This is a genomic window from Jatrophihabitans lederbergiae (assembly GCF_031845305.1).
In the GTDB taxonomy this organism is placed as follows: Bacteria; Actinomycetota; Actinomycetes; order Mycobacteriales; family Jatrophihabitantaceae; genus Jatrophihabitans_A; species Jatrophihabitans_A lederbergiae.
Genome location: NZ_JAVREH010000005.1, coordinates 210,948 through 228,517, shown reverse-complemented (window position 1 = coordinate 228,517; position 17,570 = coordinate 210,948). Strand labels below are relative to the sequence as shown.

The following is a 17,570-nucleotide window of genomic DNA, read 5'->3' as shown; positions in this document are numbered from 1 at the left end:
CCACTAGACTGATCGCGTGGCGCGCGGAGACGGAAAGCTCACCCATGACCTCGACCCCAACGACCTCGGTCCCCAAGATGCTTGTGGCGTCTTCGGTGTCTGGGCTCCGGGTGAAGAAGTCGCCAAACTCTCGTACTTCGGCCTGTACGCCCTGCAGCATCGAGGGCAAGAGGCCGCCGGCATCGCTGTCAGCGACGGCTCATCGATCCTGGTGTACAAGGATCTCGGTCTCGTCTCCCAGGTGTTCGACGAGTCGACGCTGGCAACGCTGAAGGGGCACATCGCCCTCGGCCATACCCGCTACTCCACCACCGGTGCCTCGACCTGGGAAAACGCCCAGCCGGTTTTTCGCACGACCCAGACCGGTACCGGCATCGCGCTCGGCCACAACGGCAACCTCGTGAACACCGCCGAACTCGCCGAGTCCATCCACCTCAAGGCCGGTGGCAGCCGCGGCGGTCAACTCTGGGCGAGTTCGGACACCGACGTGATGACCGAACTGCTCGCCGCACACCCCGACGTGTCGGTCGAAGAGGCCGCCATGCAGGTGCTGCCGATGCTCAAGGGCGCGTTTTCGCTCGTCTTCATGGATGAGCACACCTTGTATGCCGCCCGCGACCCGCAGGGGGTCCGGCCGCTGTCACTCGGCCGGCTGGAGCGCGGCTGGGTTGTCGCCAGCGAGTCCGCCGCGCTGGATATCGTCGGCGCCTCGTTCGTCCGCGAGATAGAGCCGGGCGAGCTCATCGCGATCGACGAGGACGGCCTCCGTTCGCAGCGCTTCGCCAACCCCGAGCCCAAGGGCTGTGTCTTCGAGTACGTCTACCTGGCACGACCCGACACCAGCATCGCCGGCCGGTCCGTGCATTCCACCAGGGTCGAGATCGGTCGCCGGTTGGCTCGCGAGAGCCCGGTCGAGGCCGATCTGGTGATGCCTACGCCGGAGTCCGGAACGCCTGCCGCGATCGGCTATGCCGAAGAATCGGGGATTCCGTACGGCATGGGCCTGGTCAAGAACGCCTATGTCGGACGCACCTTCATACAGCCGTCCCAGACGATCCGGCAGCTCGGCATCCGGCTGAAGCTGAACCCGCTACGCGACGTCATCCGGGGTAAGCGGCTGGTCGTGGTCGACGACTCGATCGTGCGCGGCAACACCCAGCGCGCGGTCGTCCGGATGCTCCGCGAGGCAGGCGCGCTCGAGGTCCACGTCCGGGTCGCCTCGCCGCCGATCAAGTGGCCGTGCTTCTACGGAATCGACTTCGCCACCCGCGCCGAACTGGTGGCCAGCGGTCTCGACGTCGAGGGCGTGCGGGCTTCCATCGGTGCTGATTCGCTCGGCTACGTCTCACTCGAAGGCCTGATCTCGGCCAGTGAGCAGCCGAAGACACGGCTCTGCACCGCCTGCTTCGACGGTGAGTACCCGATCGCGCTGCCGAAGATGGTCGGCAAGCACGTGCTCGAGGGCATCGGACGGGCGGTCAACGGCTCCGCGCCGATGCCGGAGCCCGAGCTGGTCGACCACTCGGCAGGGCGGGTCAGCGAGTCTCGCTGAGCGCGGCCGGCCAGCATCGTCCTCTCGCGCAATCCGCGATCGTCCAGCTGGAGCAGCGACCTGTGAGTGAACCACTCTCCTATGCCAGTGCCGGCGTCGACATCGAGGCTGGTGACCGTGCGGTCGAGCTGATGAAGACCTCGGTCAAACGCACTTCACGCAGCGAGGTGCTCGGTGGTCTAGGAGGTTTCGCAGGGCTGTTCCAGCTGGACCTCAGCCGATACCCCCAACCGGTCCTGGCAACCTCAACGGACGGGGTGGGTACGAAGCTGGTGCTCGCACAGCAGTTGGACCGGCACGACACCATCGGCATCGACCTCGTCGCCATGGTCATCGATGACCTCGTCGTGGTCGGGGCGGAACCGCTGTTCATGACCGACTACATCGCCACCGGCAAGGTCGTTCCCGAGAAGATCGCGCAGATCGTCGGTGGAATCGCCGAGGGATGCGTGCAGGCGGGTTGCGCCTTGGTGGGCGGCGAGACTGCCGAGCATCCCGGAGTAATGGGCCGGGACGCCTACGACATCTCAGGTGCAGGTACCGGCGTGGTCAACGCTGACGCCATGCTGGGTGCGGACCGCATCGAGGCCGGCGACGTGCTGCTCGCTCTCGGATCGTCGGGCGTGCACTCCAACGGTTACTCGCTGGTGCGCCACGTGCTCGCGACCGCTGGACTCGCGCTCTCCGACACGCCGGACGAGCTGTCCGGACGGACGCTCGGCGACGAGCTACTCACCCCGACCCGGATCTATGCCCAGGACTGCCTCGCACTGCTCGCCGAAGACGGCGTGCGGGGCGTGCACGCCTTTTCCCACATCACGGGCGGGGGCCTGGCCGGCAACCTGACCCGGGTGCTGCCCGCAGGGCTGGACGCGGTGGTGGATCGGTCGACCTGGACGCCCCAGCCGGTGTTCCAGCTACTGGCCCGGGCGGGCGGGGTGGCGCGCGACCAGCTGGAGCCCGCGTTCAATCTCGGCGTCGGCATGATCGCGGTGTTGCCGGCCACGCACGCCGACAGCGCGCTGGCAGAACTGGCTCGTCGCGACGTCCCGAGCTGGCGGCTCGGTGAAGTGCGTGCCGGCAGCGGCCAAGTGCAAATGACCGGCGACTACGCGGCGTGCGCGTTCTGAGAACGAGCGGGTTCTGAGTAGACGTATCTGGTCGGACAGGGCGCCAGACACGCCGAACAGCTCTCCTCGCGCTGAGGCGGGAAGGAGAGCTGTGACGTGCCCGGCTCAGCGAGTACCGCTGGCCCAGGTCTCTTCATCTTCGAGATCGTCGTCGGCATATGGGTCACCGCTCGATCCGGCCTCGTGGTAGCCGGGTTCGGCTGGATGGCCAAGTTCCCGTTGAAGAGCAGTGAAGTCGGTGCTCTGGGTGTTGTACTTCAGCTCCCGAGCTACTTTTTGCTGCTTTGCCTTAGCACGGCCGCGCCCCATGGCTCGACCCCCTCGCTCGCACGGTCATCCGGGACGGAGTCGCTAGGAAGGTCCGCCCCGGGAATGGGTTATCAATTCGTACTGCCGAGAGTACATCCCGCGTCGAACCTCTCGCACGTCGCCCGGTCGTAGCAGCGGCGGCTCGCGCGGCGCCGGAGTGGCTACGGCCTCCCGCAGCTCCGCGCCGCTCACGCCAGGTATTTCGGTGATTACGGGCAGTCGATTTAATACCCGCGAAGTGCCTTCGTAACCATATTGTTACCGAATGAGGCAAACTTCACAGTGAGCCGACAAGAAGTTGCATAGAAAATGGTGCATACTTCCTAGGACGTCGCAACGGGATGCGCGTTATATATATCAGGAAGGGGGCGAGGGTCAATGACCAATCCTCGTCAACGTACAGAGTCCGAGCCGCTGCTGACGCCGTCAGAGGTGGCAACGCTTTTCCGAGTTGACCCCAAGACGGTCACTCGGTGGGCGAAGGCTGGCAAGCTCACCTCGATTCGCACTCTCGGCGGGCACCGCCGGTACCGCGAGTCCGAGGTCCGCTCGCTGCTCGAAGGCAACACGAACACTCCTGCCGAGGTGTAAAACACAGCGGCGCCACGACGCCGCAGCCCCCGCCGGGGGCTGCGGCGTTCGTTGTTTTCCGAGGGCAACTCCCGTCGCCCCAGGCCGCACCGGCGAGCGCGGGGTCCTGCCCAGCCGACCCTCTCGTATTTGAACGTCACCTCCGACGTACCGCTGCTCGGTTACCCGGTTGCCGGCAACCTGGCCCGAAGCGCCGCGCACTTTCCGGATCGCGAGGTCGCCGTGGAATTCGCCACCGGGCGCCGGCTCAGCCGGCGGCACCGCTGTCGCGTAACGCCGTTCGGGTCGGCGGGTCGTAGCCCAGTTCAGTGAGCAGCGACTCGGTGTCGGCCCCGATCGCCGGTGGAGTGGGTGCGGCCTGGCAGGGCGTGGCGCTGAACCGGGGCGTGGGTGCGGCGACCCGAACGCCGGCGACCTCGACGTAGCTGCCGCGGCCCTTGTTGTGCGGATGCTCAGGCGCCTCGGCGAGGGTGAGCACCGGGGCGACGCACGCGTCCAGTGGTGCGAACAGCGCGGCCCACTCGTCGCGGCTGCGGCCGGCGAACACGCCGCTGAGCAGTTCGGTCAGTCCGGCCGAAGTCCCGGGCTGATACGGCGACGGGGTGGTGACTGGATCGAGCCCCAGGGCGGTCAGCAGGATGGCCCAGAATTTCGGCTCCAGTGCCCCCACGGCGACATAGCGGCCATCCGAGCACTCGTAGCAGCGGTAATGCGGCATGCCGCCGTCGAAGATGTTCGCCGTGCGGTCGTCACGCCACAGGCCGTTGCCGTGCAGCGCGCGCACCATTGTCGCCAGGTAGGCGGCTCCGTCGATCATGGCGGCATCCACGACCTGGCCGACGCCGGTCGACCTGGCGCTGAGCACCGCGGCCAGCACGCCCACGGCCAAGGACATCGCACCGCCGCCGAAATCACCGAGGTAGTTCGCCGGTGGGGTCGGCGGCCCAGCCGCCGGGCCGATGCCGTGGAGCAGCCCTGAGATCGCCAGGTACGTGATGTCGTGTCCGGCGGTCGGCGCCAACGGCCCGTCCTGGCCCCAGCCGGTCATCCGCCCGTACACCAGGGTGGGGTTGCGGGCGAGCGCCTGCTCCGGTCCGACGCCCAGCCGTTCGGCGACGCCGGGCCGGAACCCCTCGATCAGCACGTCGGATGTGGCGGCCAGGTCCAGGGCTACAGCGGCGGCCGCCGGCTGGCGCAGGTCCAGGGTGATCGAGCGGCGTCCGCGACCCAGTGGACCGGTGGCCCCGACCGGGAGTGCGGTCAGCGGGTCGCTGCCATCCGTGCTGGCGGGAGTCCGGTCGATGCGGACCACCTCGGCCCCCAGATCGGCCAGCAGCATTCCCAGGAAGGGCACCGGCCCGAGCGCGGGCAGTTCGAGCACCCGGATACCGCTCAACGGGCCGGGGTTCGGCGTCATGCGAAGGTCTCACCGTTCTCGGCCTTCTTGCGCAGCAGCGGGCTGGGGGCAAAGCGGTCGCCGTGGCGCTGGGCAAGCTGCTCCGCCCTGGCCACGAACGCGGGCAGGCCACCGGGATAGCCGTTGATGTACTGCAGCACTCCACCCGTCCACGGCGGAAACCCGATGCCCATGACCGAGCCGATATTGGCGTCGGCGACCGTGTTGAGCACACCCTCTTCCAGGCACCGAACGGACTCGATCGCCTCGATGAAGAGCATCCGCTCCTGCAGCTCGTGCAGGTCCACGTCCGCTGGATTGCCCCGGACCGGGAACTCCGTTGCCAGCCCCGGCCACAGGCCGATCCGCTTGCCACTCTCGTCGTAGTCGAAGAAGCCGGCACCGCGTAGGCGGCCGGGGCGGCAGAGCTCGACCATTCGATCCACCACGACCTCACCGGGATGCGTGGGCAGAGTTCCGCCCGCCGCAGCAACTGCGGTCCGGGTCTCGTTGCGGATCTTGACGAACAGCCCCATGTTCAGCTCGTCGGTCAGCTGCAGCGCACCGACCGGGTAGCCTGCCTGGGTGGTGGCCTGGTCGATCGTCGCCGGTTGCACGCCCTCGCCCAGCATGGCCAGTGCCTCGTTGACGAAGGTGCCGATCACCCGGCTGGTGAAGAACCCGCGGCTGTCGTTGACCACGATCGGCGTCTTCTTGATCTGCTGTGCGTAATCCAGCGCCCGGGCCAGCGCCTCGTCCGAGGTCTGCTCGCCCCGGATGATCTCCAGCAGCGGCAGCTTGTCGACGGGTGAGAAGAAGTGCAGGCCGATGAAGTCCTGCTTGCGGCGCACTCCCTCGGCCAGCGAGCTGATCGGCAGCGTCGAGGTGTTGGAGCCGAGCAGGGCGTCCGGCGCGACGATGGACTCGATCTCACCGAACACCTGGTGCTTCAGCCCGACGTTCTCGAACACGGCCTCGACGACCAAGTCGCAGCCGGCGAGGTCCTTGGCCGAGGCTGTCGGCGTGATCCGGGCAAGCACCTCGTCGCGCACCGACTCGGTGACTGTGCCCCGGGACACCGCGTTGTCGAGCAGCTTGCGTGAGTAGTCCTTGCCGCTCTCGGCAGCCTCCAGCGACACGTCCTTGAGGACCACCTCGATGCCGTTGCGGGCGGTTTCGTAGGCGATTCCGGCGCCCATCATCCCGGCGCCGAGAACCGCCACCTTCGTGGCCGGGCGCTTGGGAAAACCGGCCGGGCGGCTGCCGCCGGCGTTGATGGAGTTCAGGTCGAACCAGAACGCCTGGATCATGTTCTTGCTGACCTGCCCGCGAACCAGGTCGGTGAGGTAGCGGGTCTCGATGCGCAGGGCGGTGTCGATGTCGACCTGGCTGCCTTCGACCGCCGCCGCCATGATGTGGCGTGGTGCGGGCATCGGCGCGCCCTTGAGCTGCTTGCGCAAGTTCGCGGGGAAGGCCGGCAGCATCGCCGCGAGCTTGGGATCGGCGGGCGTGCCACCGGGGATCTTGTGGCCTTGGACGTCCCAGGGCTGGACGGCGTCCGGATTGGCCTTGATCCAGCTGCGGGCGGTTTCGAGCATGGCCTCGGCGGCCGGTGCGAGCTCGTCGATCAGGCCGAGGTCGAGGGCTGCGGCGGGCTTGAGTCGCTGGCCTTGCAGCAGCGCCTTCATCAGCGCGTCCTGGATGCCGAGCATGCGGACGGTGCGGGCCACGCCACCGCCACCGGGCAGCAGGCCGAGAGTCACCTCGGGAAAGCCGAACCGGCTCCTGGGGTTGTCCACGGCAATGCGGTGGTGGCAGGCGAGCGCCAGTTCGAAGCCGCCACCGAGTGCGGTGCCGTTCAGCGCCGCGACCACGGGGCGTTCCAGCTTTTCCAGGCGGCGCAGGTGCGACTTGAGCCGCTCCGCCTGGAGAAAGAACTGCTCAGCCGTGTCGTCGGTGACCTTGCTCAGCAGCCGTAAGTCACCGCCGGCGAAAAAGGTCTCCTTCGCGGACGTGAGGATGACGCCGGTGATCGACTCCCGTTCGGCATAGAGGCGGTCGACGATCGGACCGAACGAGGTCTGGAACGTCTCGTTCATCGTGTTGGCGCGCTGGTCCGGGTCGTCCATCGTCAGGGTCACTATGCCGTCGGCGTCTTGCGCCCAGCTGATCATGTTGCTCATGTCTGCTCCGGAAGCATCTCTGGTGGATGGTGCAGCGACCATGGGATTTGAGGCACGGGAACCGGACTCAGACACGCTCGACGACCGTGGCCACGCCCATGCCGCCACCGACGCACAGGGTCGCGAGGCCGTACCGCTGATCGCGACGCTCCAGCTCGTCGATCACGGTGCCCAGGATCATGGCTCCGGTGGCGCCCAGTGGGTGCCCGAACGAGATCGCGCCGCCGTTGACGTTGACCTTCTCGCTCGGCACGTCCATGTCGCGGATGAACTTCAGCACGACCGCGGCGAACGCCTCGTTCACCTCGTACAGATCGATCTGGTCGGCGGTGAGGCCGGCCTTGGCGAGCGCCTTGCGGGCGGCCGGGGCGGGACCGGTCAGCATGATGGTCGGCTCCTCGGCGACCACGCCGGTGGAGACGATCCGTGCCCGCGGGGTGAGGCCCAACTCCGCGCCGGCCTGCTCGCTGCCGATCAGCATCAGCGCCGCGCCGTCGACGATGCCGGAGGAGTTGCCGGCGGTGTGGACGTGGTTGATCCGCTCGACCCAGTGGTACTTCTGCTGGGCGACGGCGTCGAAGCCGCCCATCGCGCCGACCGCGTCGAACGAGGGCGGCAGCTTGCCCAGCGACTCGGGAGTGGTGCCGGCCCGGGGAAACTCGTCGCGTTCGAGCAGCGCGATGCCGTTGCTGTCGCGCACCGGTATCAGCGAGCGGGTGAATACGCCGTCCGCCTGCGCCTTGGCGGCCTTCGTCTGGGAGTCGGCTGCGAACACGTCCACGTCGTCCCGGCTGAAGCCCTCGATGGTGGCGATGAGGTCCGCGCTGATGCCCTGCGGCACGAAACTGGTCTGGTACGAGGTTTGCGGGTCCATGGCCCACGCGCCGCCGTCGGAGCCCATCGGCACCCGTGACATCGACTCGACTCCACCGGCCAGCAGCAGCTCCTCCCACCCCGAGCGGACCTTCTGCGCCGCCATGTTGACGGCCTCGAGGCCGGAGGCGCAGAACCGGTTCAGCTGCACGCCGGGACCGGAGTTCACCAGGCCGGCGGCAACGGCCGCAGTACGGGCGATGACCGCGCCCTGGTCGCCGACCGGCGACACCACGCCGATCAGGACGTCCTCGATCCGGGCGGGGTCGAGGCTCGGATTGCGGCGCTGGATCTCGTGGATGAGCCCGGTGAGCAGGGTGACCGGCTTGGCCTCGTGCAGCGAGCCGTTCTTCTTGCCGCGGCCGCGCGGCGTCCGGATCGCGTCGTAGACGAATGCTTCGGTGCTCATCGGCTTGACCATTCTCGGGCGGGAGGGCTGTCCAGTGCAATGCCGTTCACCCTAACCGCAGCCTCCGACAGGACGAATGACCTGTTAAGCGACGTTGCTCACCCGGTACCAGCCGGTGCCGGCGCTGGTGGCGGGAGTCAGTTCCGGAGCAGGCCGGGCAGCAGCCGCAGCACCGTCGCCCAGGCCTCCGAGCCGGTGTCGATGAGGGCGAAGTGATCGCCTGGCACCTGCAACAGCTCCGCGTCGTCGCCCGCTGCCTTAGCGGCCTTGACGTAGTCGACGCTCTGGTCGAACGGCACGTTCTGATCGTCCGGGCTGTGCACGCACCGCACCGGGACGGTGATCGGAAGCTGCGCCTGCGGGCTGGCCTCGCGGTAGCGCTGGGCGAATTCGGTTATCGGGCCACCGAGCAGGTCCGGCACCGCGGTTCCGCCGACCTCCTCGCGGGCGGCTCGTTCGAGATCGAGCACACCGGCCTGCGCCACTACGCCGGTGAGCCGCACTACCGGCTGCGCGCCAGGGGCGGCAGCCGGAAGCTCAGCGCGGCCCGCCGCCCAGGTGGCCAGGTGCCCGCCCGCGGAGTGCCCGATCGCCACCACGTCGGTCAGGTCCAGCTCCGTACCGTCGGCCTTCAACGTGGCCAGGTGGTCGATGCCGGTGGCCACGTCGGCCAGGGTGTTGGGCCACCCGCCGCCCGCGCCGACGCGCCGGTACTCCAGGTTCCACACCACCCAGCCGCGCCGGGCCAGGTCTGCCGCCAGCGGAGCACCGAGCTCCACGCCGTACATCGCGCGCCAGAAGCCACCGTGCAGGACGACCACGGTGCCCGGCTTACGCCCTGAGGTGGGCAGGTACAGCTCCCCGTACTGGGCCGGATCGCTGCCGTAGGCATGCCTCACCGGGCTGCCGCTGCCGCTCCCGCTGTCGGGGTCGCTGCCGCTGTCGGGGGAGTGAGAAAGAGATGTCACCGCGTCAGTCTGCCGCCTCCCGGAACCGCATCCGGTGATCAGCGTCAAGCCCATGGCTGCCAGTCCCGCCAGCACCCCGCGCCGGCTGACGTGTGCGGGCGGCGGAATGAGGGTCACTCCAGCTGTTCGGCGCGAGCGGCTCGGCGGATGGGCCGCTGTGTCACGCTGGTTGTCGTGAAGGTCGCCGTCCTGTCGGACACCCACGCGCCGCGCTTCTGGAAGGGCTGCCCGCGCGGTGTCGCGGCCGTGCTGGAGCACGTCGAACTCATCCTGCACGCCGGCGACGTCTGCACGGCGGCGGTGCTGGAGGAGCTGTCGACCTGGGCTCCGGTGCACGCGGTGCTCGGCAACAACGACGGTCCGGACGTGGCGGCATGGGGTACTCCGGAGACACTCAGCCTCGATCTGGACGGCCTGCCCGTCGCGATGCTCCACGACAGTGGCCCCGCCAAGGGCCGCCCGGCGAGGCTGCGACGCCGCTTTCCGGACGCCCGGCTGGTCGTCTTCGGCCATTCCCACATACCGTTCGACGAGTTCCACGACGGGCAGCGGATCTTCAACCCTGGCTCGCCCACCGACAAGCGCCGGCAGCCGCGCGGCACGATGGGACTGCTGGAAATTTCCGACGGCACGTTGGTATCCGCTGACCTTCTCCGGATGTAGCACACTGAGTCGCATGACTACACGCTTTGGAATGTTTGTTCCGCAGGGCTGGCGAATGGACCTGGTCGGCATCGGTGACCCGATCGAGCAGTGGGAGGCGATGACCGCGGTCGCCAAGGCCGCGGACGAGGGGTCCTGGGACTCGATCTGGCTCTACGACCACTTCCACACCGTTCCGGAGCCGACGACCGAGACGACGTTCGAGTGCTGGACGGCCACGACGGCGCTCGCGCGCGACACCAAGCGCGTGAACATCGGCCAGATGGTCGGCTGCAACGGCTACCGCAACCCCGCGCTGTACGCCAAGATCTCGTCCACGGTGGACGTGGCCAGCCACGGCCGGCTCTACGCGGGCATCGGGGCCGGTTGGTACGAGCAGGAATGGAAGGCCTACGGCTATGAGTGGCCGGAACTCAAGGATCGGATGGGCGCCTTCCGGGAGGCCGTCGAGATCGTGTTCGGCATGTGGACGCAGGACGAATTCCAGTTCCAGGGCAAGTATTACTCGGTCGACAAGCCGATCAACGAGCCGAAGGGCGTCCGCAAGCCGCACCCGTCGCTGTGGATCGGCGGCGGCGGTGAGAAGGTGACCCTCAAGCTGGTGGCGAAGTACGGCGACGCGGCGAACGTCGGTGGCGGCGACCCCGCTGTCGTGCGCGACAAGCTCGCGATTCTCAAGGGCCACTGCGAGACGGTCGGACGCGACTACAACGAGATCATCAAGTCCACCAGTCTGAACGTCTTCCCGCTCGACGCGGGTGAGGACCCGAAGGCTGCCACCGAGAAGGCCCGCGGCGGCATCGACTTCGAGCAGTTCGCGGCGCAGACCGTCATCGGCACCGAGGACGAGATCGCCGCGAAGGTGGACGCCGTCCTCGAGGCGGGGGCCGACTACATCCTGTTCTACGTTCCCGGTGTCGCGCACGACCTGAACCTGGTTGCCCGCGCCGAATCGGTGGCCCGTCGCTTCGCCTGAGTTCGGGGAATTCTGCTCGGTCCACTCTGCGTTGTGGTCCACTCTGCGTCGCGGAACAGTCGCCGCGCTGCTGGGCCACTGGTCTGCAAGAAATCGTTGCTGATCAGGCCGGCTTGCCGTTGATCCACGTCTGGTGGATCAACGGCACCCCGGGGCGGTAGGCCAGGTGGACGTAACTGGGCGCGTCGAGGACGACCAGGTCCGCCCGCTGGCCGACCGCCAACCGTCCGATGTCGTTGCGCCGCAGCGCATCGGCTCCACCCGCTGTCGCGGCATGTACCGCCTCGGCCGGCGTCATCCGCATCTCGCGCACCGCCAGTGCGATAGCCAGCGGCATCGAGGTCGAGAAGCCTGAGCCGGGGTTGCAGTCGGTGGCAAGGGCGACGGTGGCGCCGGCGTCCAGCAGCCCGCGCGCATCTGGATAGGGCGAGCGGGTCGAGAACTCCACCAGCGGCAGCAAGGTCGCGACGGTCGACGAATTGGCCAGGGCATCGATGTCGGACGGACGCAGATGGGTGCAGTGATCCGCGCTCGCCGCGTCGAGTTCCACGGCCAGCCGCACACCGCCGCCGGCCGTGAGTTGGTTGGCGTGCAGGCGGGGCAAGAGCCCGGCCGCCTTGCCCGCCGTCAGTACCGCGCGGCTCTCGTCCACGTCGAACGCACCCTGTTCGCAAAAGGCATCCACCCACCGGGCGTGTGGCGCGCAGGTAGCGAGCATCTCGCCGCAGACCAGGTCGACGTACTCGCCCCGGTCGATTCCGGCGGGCACCACATGCGCACCCAGATAGGTGACCTCGGAGGTCTGCTCCGCGGCCAGGCGTACCGAACGCTCCTCGGTGGCGGTGTCCAGACCGTAGCCGGACTTGCACTCGAAGGTGGTCACGCCTGCCGCCCGCAATTCGGCCGCGAGCCGGGCGAGATTGGCACGCAGGGCCTCGTCAGACGCTTCGCGGGTCGCGGCAACAGTGGAGCGGATTCCCCCTGCGGAATAGGCGGTTCCGGTCATCCGGGCCGCGAACTCGGCCGCCCGGTCACCGGCGAACACCAGGTGGGCGTGCGAGTCGACGAAGCCCGGTAGGACGCAACGGCCGGCCAGGTCGACGCAGCTGTCGGCGGCCGGAGCGTCAGCGGTGGAGCCGATCCATGCGATGCGCTCGTCCTCGATCACCAGTGCCGCATTCTCGATCTCACCGAGGGCGTCGTACTGGGTGGCGAGCAGGCCGATGCCGGTGAGCAGAGTTGTTCTCGCCGGAGGGGATGTCACCGATGGAGCATAGGTCTCTTCGCCGGTGGGTTCGCCGGACCGGCGGCGAGGCAGCGCTTCAGTTCAGGTCAAGTCGGATGAGCCAGCGAGTCCGTCCGGCGCTGTGCGCCTTCGTCTCCAGCGTCTGCGGAGCGGCGTGTGAAATGCCGCAGGCTGCTGGATCGTGCCGCGCGGCGACGAGGTGACAATTGAGGTATGGCGACTGCTGATGGAACAGATCCCGGGATCTCCGACGAGGTGCTCAGCGGTTGGCATGGCGGCAGGCTCTCGCGTCGTCCCGGACCCGCACAGGCCGCAGAGCTGATAACCCCGTCGGCGCGGGCCGTCCTGACCAGGCTGGGGGATGGTCCGCGCGCGGCGCTGCTCTTCTCGCCGTCCGAACTGCCCGCGAGCCCGGTTCCGCTCGTGGTCGCGTTCCACGGCGCCGGCGGCGAGCCGACCCGCACGGTGCAGCTGTTCCAAAAGGAGGCGGAGCGGCGCAAGTTTCTGGTGCTCGCGCCGAAATCCCGCTTCGCCACCTGGGACGTGATCAGCGGCGGGCTCGGCCCGGACGTCGGTGCGCTCGACATCGCGCTGGGCACGGTCTTCGAGCGGTTCGGCGTCGACGCCGACCGGGTGGCGAGCGCCGGCTTCTCCGACGGCGCCTCGTACGCCCTAACCCTGGGCTTGATGAACGGCGATCTGTTCAGCCGGGTGTTCGCCTTCTCGCCCGGCTTCGTCGTGCCCGGGGAACGACGAGGCCGCCCCAGGGTGTTTCTCTCGCACGGCCGCGCCGACACCGTCCTGCCGATCGACCGCTGTGGCAGGCGCATCGTCGCGACGCTGCGGTCCGAGGGCTACGACGTCGACTACCGCGAGTTCGCAGGCGGCCATGAGGTACCGCCGGACCTCGTTACCGCAGCGACCGGCCCTCTGACGTCGTAGGGCCGCCGGTGAAAGAACTCAGCTTTCGCGCATGGGCACCCGGACGCCACGCTCGGCGGCCACCTCGTCGGCGCGCGGATACCCGGCGTCGACGTGCCGGATGACGCCCATGCCCGGGTCGTTCGTGAGCACCCGCTCCAGTTTCTGCGCGGCCAGCGGCGTGCCGTCGGCGACGCACACCTGGCCGGCGTGAATGGAGCGCCCCATGCCGACACCGCCGCCGTGGTGGATCGACACCCACGAGGCGCCGCTGGCAACGTTCACCATCGCGTTGAGCAGCGGCCAGTCCGCGATCGCGTCGGAGCCATCGGCCATCGCCTCGGTCTCCCGGTAGGGCGAGGCCACCGATCCCGCGTCCAGGTGATCGCGGCCGATGACGATCGGGGCGGACACCTCACCGCGGGCGACCAGGTCGTTGAACACCAGACCGGCCTTGTCACGCTCGCCGTACCCGAGCCAGCAGATCCGGGCCGGCAGGCCCTGAAAGTGCACCCGCTCCTGCGCCATGGTGATCCACCGGTGCAGGGACTCGTTCTCGGGGAACAGCTCGAGAACCGCCTTGTCCGTACGGGCGATGTCCTTGGCGTCACCGGACAGTGCCGCCCACCGGAACGGGCCCCTGCCCTCGGCGAACAACGGTCGGATGTAGGCAGGGACGAAGCCGGGAAACGCGAACGCGCGGGAGTAACCCGCCAGCTGGGCCTCGCCACGGATGGAGTTGCCGTAGTCGAACACCTCGGCACCGGCGTCGGCGAACCCGACCATCGCCTCGACGTGGCGGGCCATCGAGGCGCGCGCCCGTCCGGTGAACTCCTCCGGCTTTCGGGCGGCGTAATCCTTCATCTCGTCGAACTCGACACCGATCGGCAGGTAGGCCAGCGGGTCGTGCGCCGAGGTCTGGTCGGTGACGATGTCGATCGGCGCGCTGTTGGCCAGCAGTTGCGGCACCAGCGACGCGGCGTTGCCGAGCAGCCCGATGGACAGCGGCTTGCGGGTGTCCCGGGCCTCGACGGCAAGGTCGAGCGCGTGCTGCACGCTCGTCGCCTGGACGTCGAGGTAGCCGTGCTCGATGCGCCGGGCGATGCGCGAGGGGTCGGCCTCGATGCAGATCGCGACGCCGTCGTTCATGGTGACGGCCAGCGGCTGGGCGCCACCCATCCCGCCGAGCCCGGCGGTGAGGGTGATGGTTCCGGCCAGGGTGCCGCCGAACCTCTTGGCGGCGACGGCGGAGAACGTTTCGTACGTGCCTTGCAGGATGCCCTGGGTGCCGATGTAGATCCACGAGCCGGCGGTCATCTGACCGTACATGGTGAGCCCGAGCTGCTCCAGCCGGCGGAACTCCTCCCAGTTGGCCCAGTCGCCGACCAGGTTGGAGTTCGCGATCAGCACCCGGGGCGCCCACTCGTGCGTCTGCAGAACGCCGACCGGACGGCCGGACTGCACGAGCAGCGTCTCGTCCAGCTTCAGTGTGGTCAGCGTCCGGACGATGGCGTCATAGCTGTTCCAGTCGCGAGCCGCCTTGCCGGTACCGCCGTAGACCACCAGGTCCTCGGGGTGCTCGGCGACCTCCGGATCGAGGTTGTTCATCAGCATCCGCAGCGGGGCCTCGGTCTGCCAGCCCTGCGCGGTCAGTTGCGTGCCACGGGCGGCGCGGATCACCCGGGAGGGAGTAGTCATAGGCCCAATCCTGCAAGCCGTACGCCTTGATGACCAGCCGGGGGAGTGTTGATCTGTCTCGGATCTGAGATAGTTGTGGCGATGACCGACCGCGCACCCGCCTTGGCCGCCGGGCTCGGCCTGCTTCGGCAGCTGGCGCAGTCCACCGAGCCGCTGCCCGCCTCGGCCCTCGCCAGCCGGCTCGGCCTGCCCCGCTCCAGCGTCTACCACCTGCTGGGGGTGCTGGTCAATGCAGGCTTCGTGGTGCACTTTGCCGAAGACCGGGCGTACGGACTGGGCGTCGGCGCCTTCGAGATCGGCACCGGCTACCTGCGGCAGGAGCGGCTGGAGCGCCTCGGCCGCCCGGTGCTGACCTCCCTGGTACGCACGACGCGAGCCACCGCGCACCTGGGCATCCTGCTCGGCCAGGAGCTGCTGTACCTGCTGAAGGAGCAGCCCCGGAACTCACCCGGCCTGGTGACCGACGTCGGGGTGCGGCTGCCGGCACACCTCACCGCGTCCGGACGGGCCGTGCTGGCCGCGCTGCCCGACAACGAGTTCCGCGCCATCTATCCGGGCTCGGCTCGGCTCACCGCGCGTACCGACGTCGGGCCGCACACCGTTGCCCACTTGCGGCGGCTGATCGAGGTCGAGCGGGCAGCGGGAGTCAGTGAAGAGGACGGCCATGTCAGCGCGGGCATCGCCTCGATCGCGGTCGCCGCGCGCGATCGCACCGGCCGTCCGGTGGCCGCTATCAGCGTGTCCCTGCGCAGTCGCGATCTGGCCGGACGTCGCGAGCAACTCGTCGAGGTGACGAGCCGGGCGGCGGCGCTGCTCAGCCGCCGGCTCGGCTGACACGAGGGACGACATGATCTGGTCCGGCACGCCGGCGTTCAGAGACCGAGATATGTGCGCAGCTGCACCCCATGCGCACCATGAACTCCGGTGTCGAGCAACTCGACCAGACCCAGGCACGAACATCCCGACCCGCGATTCGAGCTTGAAGTGTTCGCATTAGCCTTCGCCGAGAACGCCGCGAGTAGGCGGGTGCCGGAGAAGGCGGCCTTCACGCTGGTGGACGAGCGCATGCACCGTGACCGGCTGCACGCCTGCTACCAAGCGAGTTAGGGAGCCGGTTCATGGGATGGATGCGACGGATGCCGTGGTGGGCGGCGCTGCTGTGCGTTGTCGGCGTGATCTGTCTGGCGCTGGCCGTGTCCGTCCGCGAGGGCGCGTCAGCCGAGCACCCGATCGTCGACGAGTTCGGCGAGCGAGGGCAGTAGTCGCTGCGCCACTTCCAGGTCGCCGGTGAGGTCTCGGTCATCCAGCACGGCTGAGAGTTCGGCGCACGCGTCCACCGCCTGCTGCTGCGGGCCGGTCAGCACCGGGGCGCTCATCCGGACCGCACGCAGGGCCGCCACCAGCTCACAGGCGACCAGCAGTTGGTACCGGTCCGAGGCCGTGAACAGCTGCCGCGCCGCCAGCGAGGCGAAGCTGGCGGTGTCCTCGATGCCGCGCGAGAGGGTGATGCTCTGCGTCGAGGCCGGGGCCGCCGCGGCACGCAGGTCACCCAGCGCCGTCGCCGCCACGTACTCGACCACCATCACCCCGGACGCCCCCGGGGTGCCGTCACCGAGAAAGGGCTCCAGGCCGGTGTGATTCGGCTCGCTGACATAGGTCAGCCGGTTCAGGGCAAGCTGCCCGGACTGGACGGCGGCGATGGCGGCGGTGTCACACGTCAGCGCGAGGTAGCCGGCGTGGAAGCCGCCGTGATGCGCGACAGAGCCGTCGGCCAGGATCGACGGGTTCTCCGACGGTGCGTTGGCGTAGGCCTCGATGGTGCTTCGCAACGTCGACAGGGCATCGAGCAGGATGCCGTGTCCCTGGGGAAGTGCCCGCAGGCCGTACGGGTCCTGGATGCGGGCGGGCTCCGGCGAGCCGACCAGGTAGCGCATCACCCGGCAGGTCGTCCGGGCCCCTGGCATCGGGGTGGCGCGCTCGACCGGCGGCGCGTACGCCTCGGAGTTGCCGCGGACGGCGGCGAAGCTCAGGGCGGCGACGATCAGCGCGGCCCGGGCCGTCGTGTCGAAGCAGCGGGCCGCCAGTGCCGCGTCCGCCAGCGCCGCCGCATTGCTGGAGATGAACGGCAGCGCGTCGTGCGGCCCGAACACCAGCTCGGGATGCTCGGACAGCAGCGAGCGGCCCTGCAGTGCGAGTGCCGTGGTGGCGAGGGCCGACAGCTCCGCCGTCCCGATCCCGACGAACTCCCGGATCGTCGGCAGGGTGTCGGTGTTGACCATGCGTTCCAGGGCCTCGACGATCACCGGCCGCAGCCCGGCACCGCCGGCGCACAGCTGGTTGAGCCGGATCAGCAGCATGGCCCGGACCCGGGCGGCCGAACGCGGCGGACCGGCCGAGGTCGCGTGGCTGCGCAGCAGCGCCTGCGCGCCTTCGGTGTCCGGTTCCACGTCGATCAGCCGGTTCGCGCCGACCCCGGTCGTGAGGCCGTAGATGGGACGTTGCCGGGCGGCCCGAACCGCTTCGGCATGCGATCGCCGCACCGCTTCGAGAGCGTCGTGGGTAACCTTGACGTTCAGCGGCCCCTCCGCGGCCGCGGCGATCTGATCCGACGTGAGGTGCTGGCCATCTATGTCGATCACACAATCCTGCCATTCA

17 protein-coding genes are annotated in these 17,570 nt (G+C 68.9%); 9 read left to right on the top strand and 8 right to left on the bottom strand.

Going from position 1 to position 17,570, the window contains the following annotated elements:
• Positions 1-16: 16 nt before the first annotated feature.
• Together purF and purM are read left to right on the top strand one after the other, a co-directional pair.
• Positions 17-1,552 (top strand): amidophosphoribosyltransferase, encoded by a 1,536-nt coding sequence (purF, locus tag RM423_RS06345; protein WP_311422166.1) that lies wholly within the window; start codon positions 17-19, stop codon positions 1,550-1,552.
• Positions 1,549-2,682 (top strand): phosphoribosylformylglycinamidine cyclo-ligase, encoded by a 1,134-nt coding sequence (gene purM / locus RM423_RS06340; protein ID WP_396327619.1) that lies wholly within the window; start codon positions 1,549-1,551, stop codon positions 2,680-2,682. Before purF ends, purM begins: the two co-directional genes overlap by 4 nt.
• Positions 2,683-2,787: 105 nt before the next feature.
• Here the strand turns inward: purM and RM423_RS06335 are convergent, their stop codons facing one another.
• Positions 2,788-2,991, bottom strand: coding sequence for a DUF3073 domain-containing protein (locus tag RM423_RS06335; protein WP_311422164.1), 204 nt, complete (start codon positions 2,989-2,991; stop codon positions 2,788-2,790).
• Positions 2,992-3,369: 378 nt separating this feature from the next.
• On the opposite strand from RM423_RS06335, the gene RM423_RS06330 reads away from it, so the two are divergent.
• Positions 3,370-3,582 carry a BldC family transcriptional regulator gene (locus RM423_RS06330; RefSeq protein WP_311422163.1) on the top strand — a complete coding sequence of 71 codons (213 nt, stop codon included), beginning with the start codon at positions 3,370-3,372 and terminating at the stop codon, positions 3,580-3,582.
• 247 nt (positions 3,583-3,829) lie between these two features.
• Here the strand turns inward: RM423_RS06330 and RM423_RS06325 are convergent, their stop codons facing one another.
• The 4 genes from RM423_RS06325 to RM423_RS06310 form a co-directional block, all read right to left on the bottom strand.
• Positions 3,830-4,999, bottom strand: a complete 1,170-nt coding sequence (locus tag RM423_RS06325; RefSeq protein WP_311422162.1) for a CaiB/BaiF CoA transferase family protein — start codon at positions 4,997-4,999, stop codon at positions 3,830-3,832.
• A complete protein-coding gene (locus tag RM423_RS06320) occupies positions 4,996-7,161 on the bottom strand; it encodes a 3-hydroxyacyl-CoA dehydrogenase NAD-binding domain-containing protein (RefSeq protein ID WP_311422161.1) in 2,166 nt (721 codons plus the stop codon). The genes RM423_RS06325 and RM423_RS06320 overlap by 4 nt, the downstream gene beginning before the upstream one ends.
• 67 nt (positions 7,162-7,228) lie before the next feature.
• The gene (locus RM423_RS06315) at positions 7,229-8,443 is read right to left on the bottom strand and encodes an acetyl-CoA C-acetyltransferase (RefSeq protein ID WP_311422160.1); all 1,215 of its coding nucleotides are present in this window, start codon (positions 8,441-8,443) and stop codon (positions 7,229-7,231) included.
• A gap of 137 nt (positions 8,444-8,580) precedes the next feature.
• Positions 8,581-9,411, bottom strand: coding sequence for an alpha/beta hydrolase family protein (locus RM423_RS06310; RefSeq protein ID WP_311422159.1), 831 nt, complete (start codon positions 9,409-9,411; stop codon positions 8,581-8,583).
• 174 nt (positions 9,412-9,585) lie between these two features.
• Between RM423_RS06310 and RM423_RS06305 the strand changes: the two genes are divergently transcribed.
• Both RM423_RS06305 and RM423_RS06300 read left to right on the top strand, forming a co-directional pair.
• A complete protein-coding gene (locus RM423_RS06305) occupies positions 9,586-10,074 on the top strand; it encodes a metallophosphoesterase family protein (protein WP_311422158.1) in 489 nt (162 codons plus the stop codon).
• Positions 10,075-10,087: 13 nt separating this feature from the next.
• Positions 10,088-11,050: an LLM class F420-dependent oxidoreductase gene (locus tag RM423_RS06300; RefSeq protein ID WP_311422157.1), complete on the top strand. Its 963-nt coding sequence runs from the start codon at positions 10,088-10,090 to the stop codon at positions 11,048-11,050.
• A gap of 103 nt (positions 11,051-11,153) precedes the next feature.
• Here RM423_RS06300 and hutI read toward each other — a convergent pair whose 3' ends face one another.
• Positions 11,154-12,314, bottom strand: coding sequence for an imidazolonepropionase (hutI, locus tag RM423_RS06295; protein ID WP_311422156.1), 1,161 nt, complete (start codon positions 12,312-12,314; stop codon positions 11,154-11,156).
• A gap of 195 nt (positions 12,315-12,509) precedes the next feature.
• Here hutI and RM423_RS06290 point away from each other — a divergent pair, with 195 nt between their 5' ends.
• A complete protein-coding gene (locus RM423_RS06290) occupies positions 12,510-13,238 on the top strand; it encodes an alpha/beta hydrolase (protein WP_311422155.1) in 729 nt (242 codons plus the stop codon).
• An 18-nt stretch (positions 13,239-13,256) separates the two neighbouring features.
• Here RM423_RS06290 and hutU read toward each other — a convergent pair whose 3' ends face one another.
• Positions 13,257-14,915, bottom strand: coding sequence for a urocanate hydratase (gene hutU, locus RM423_RS06285; protein ID WP_311422154.1), 1,659 nt, complete (start codon positions 14,913-14,915; stop codon positions 13,257-13,259).
• 81 nt (positions 14,916-14,996) lie between these two features.
• On the opposite strand from hutU, the gene RM423_RS06280 reads away from it, so the two are divergent.
• The 3 genes from RM423_RS06280 to RM423_RS06270 all read left to right on the top strand — a co-directional run bounded on the left by RM423_RS06280 (position 14,997) and on the right by RM423_RS06270 (position 16,177).
• Positions 14,997-15,749: an IclR family transcriptional regulator gene (locus RM423_RS06280; protein ID WP_311422153.1), complete on the top strand. Its 753-nt coding sequence runs from the start codon at positions 14,997-14,999 to the stop codon at positions 15,747-15,749.
• Between the two features lie 150 nt (positions 15,750-15,899).
• Positions 15,900-16,022, top strand: a complete 123-nt coding sequence (locus RM423_RS06275) for a hypothetical protein (RefSeq protein WP_311422152.1) — start codon at positions 15,900-15,902, stop codon at positions 16,020-16,022.
• An 11-nt stretch (positions 16,023-16,033) separates the two neighbouring features.
• On the top strand, positions 16,034-16,177 hold the full coding sequence (locus RM423_RS06270; RefSeq protein ID WP_311422151.1) for a hypothetical protein: 144 nt from the start codon (positions 16,034-16,036) through the stop codon (positions 16,175-16,177).
• Here RM423_RS06270 and RM423_RS06265 read toward each other — a convergent pair.
• A complete protein-coding gene (locus RM423_RS06265) occupies positions 16,130-17,554 on the bottom strand; it encodes an aromatic amino acid ammonia-lyase (RefSeq protein ID WP_311422150.1) in 1,425 nt (474 codons plus the stop codon). The two genes, RM423_RS06270 and RM423_RS06265, sit on opposite strands and share 48 nt — an antisense overlap.
• Between the last annotated feature and the right edge of the window lie 16 nt (positions 17,555-17,570).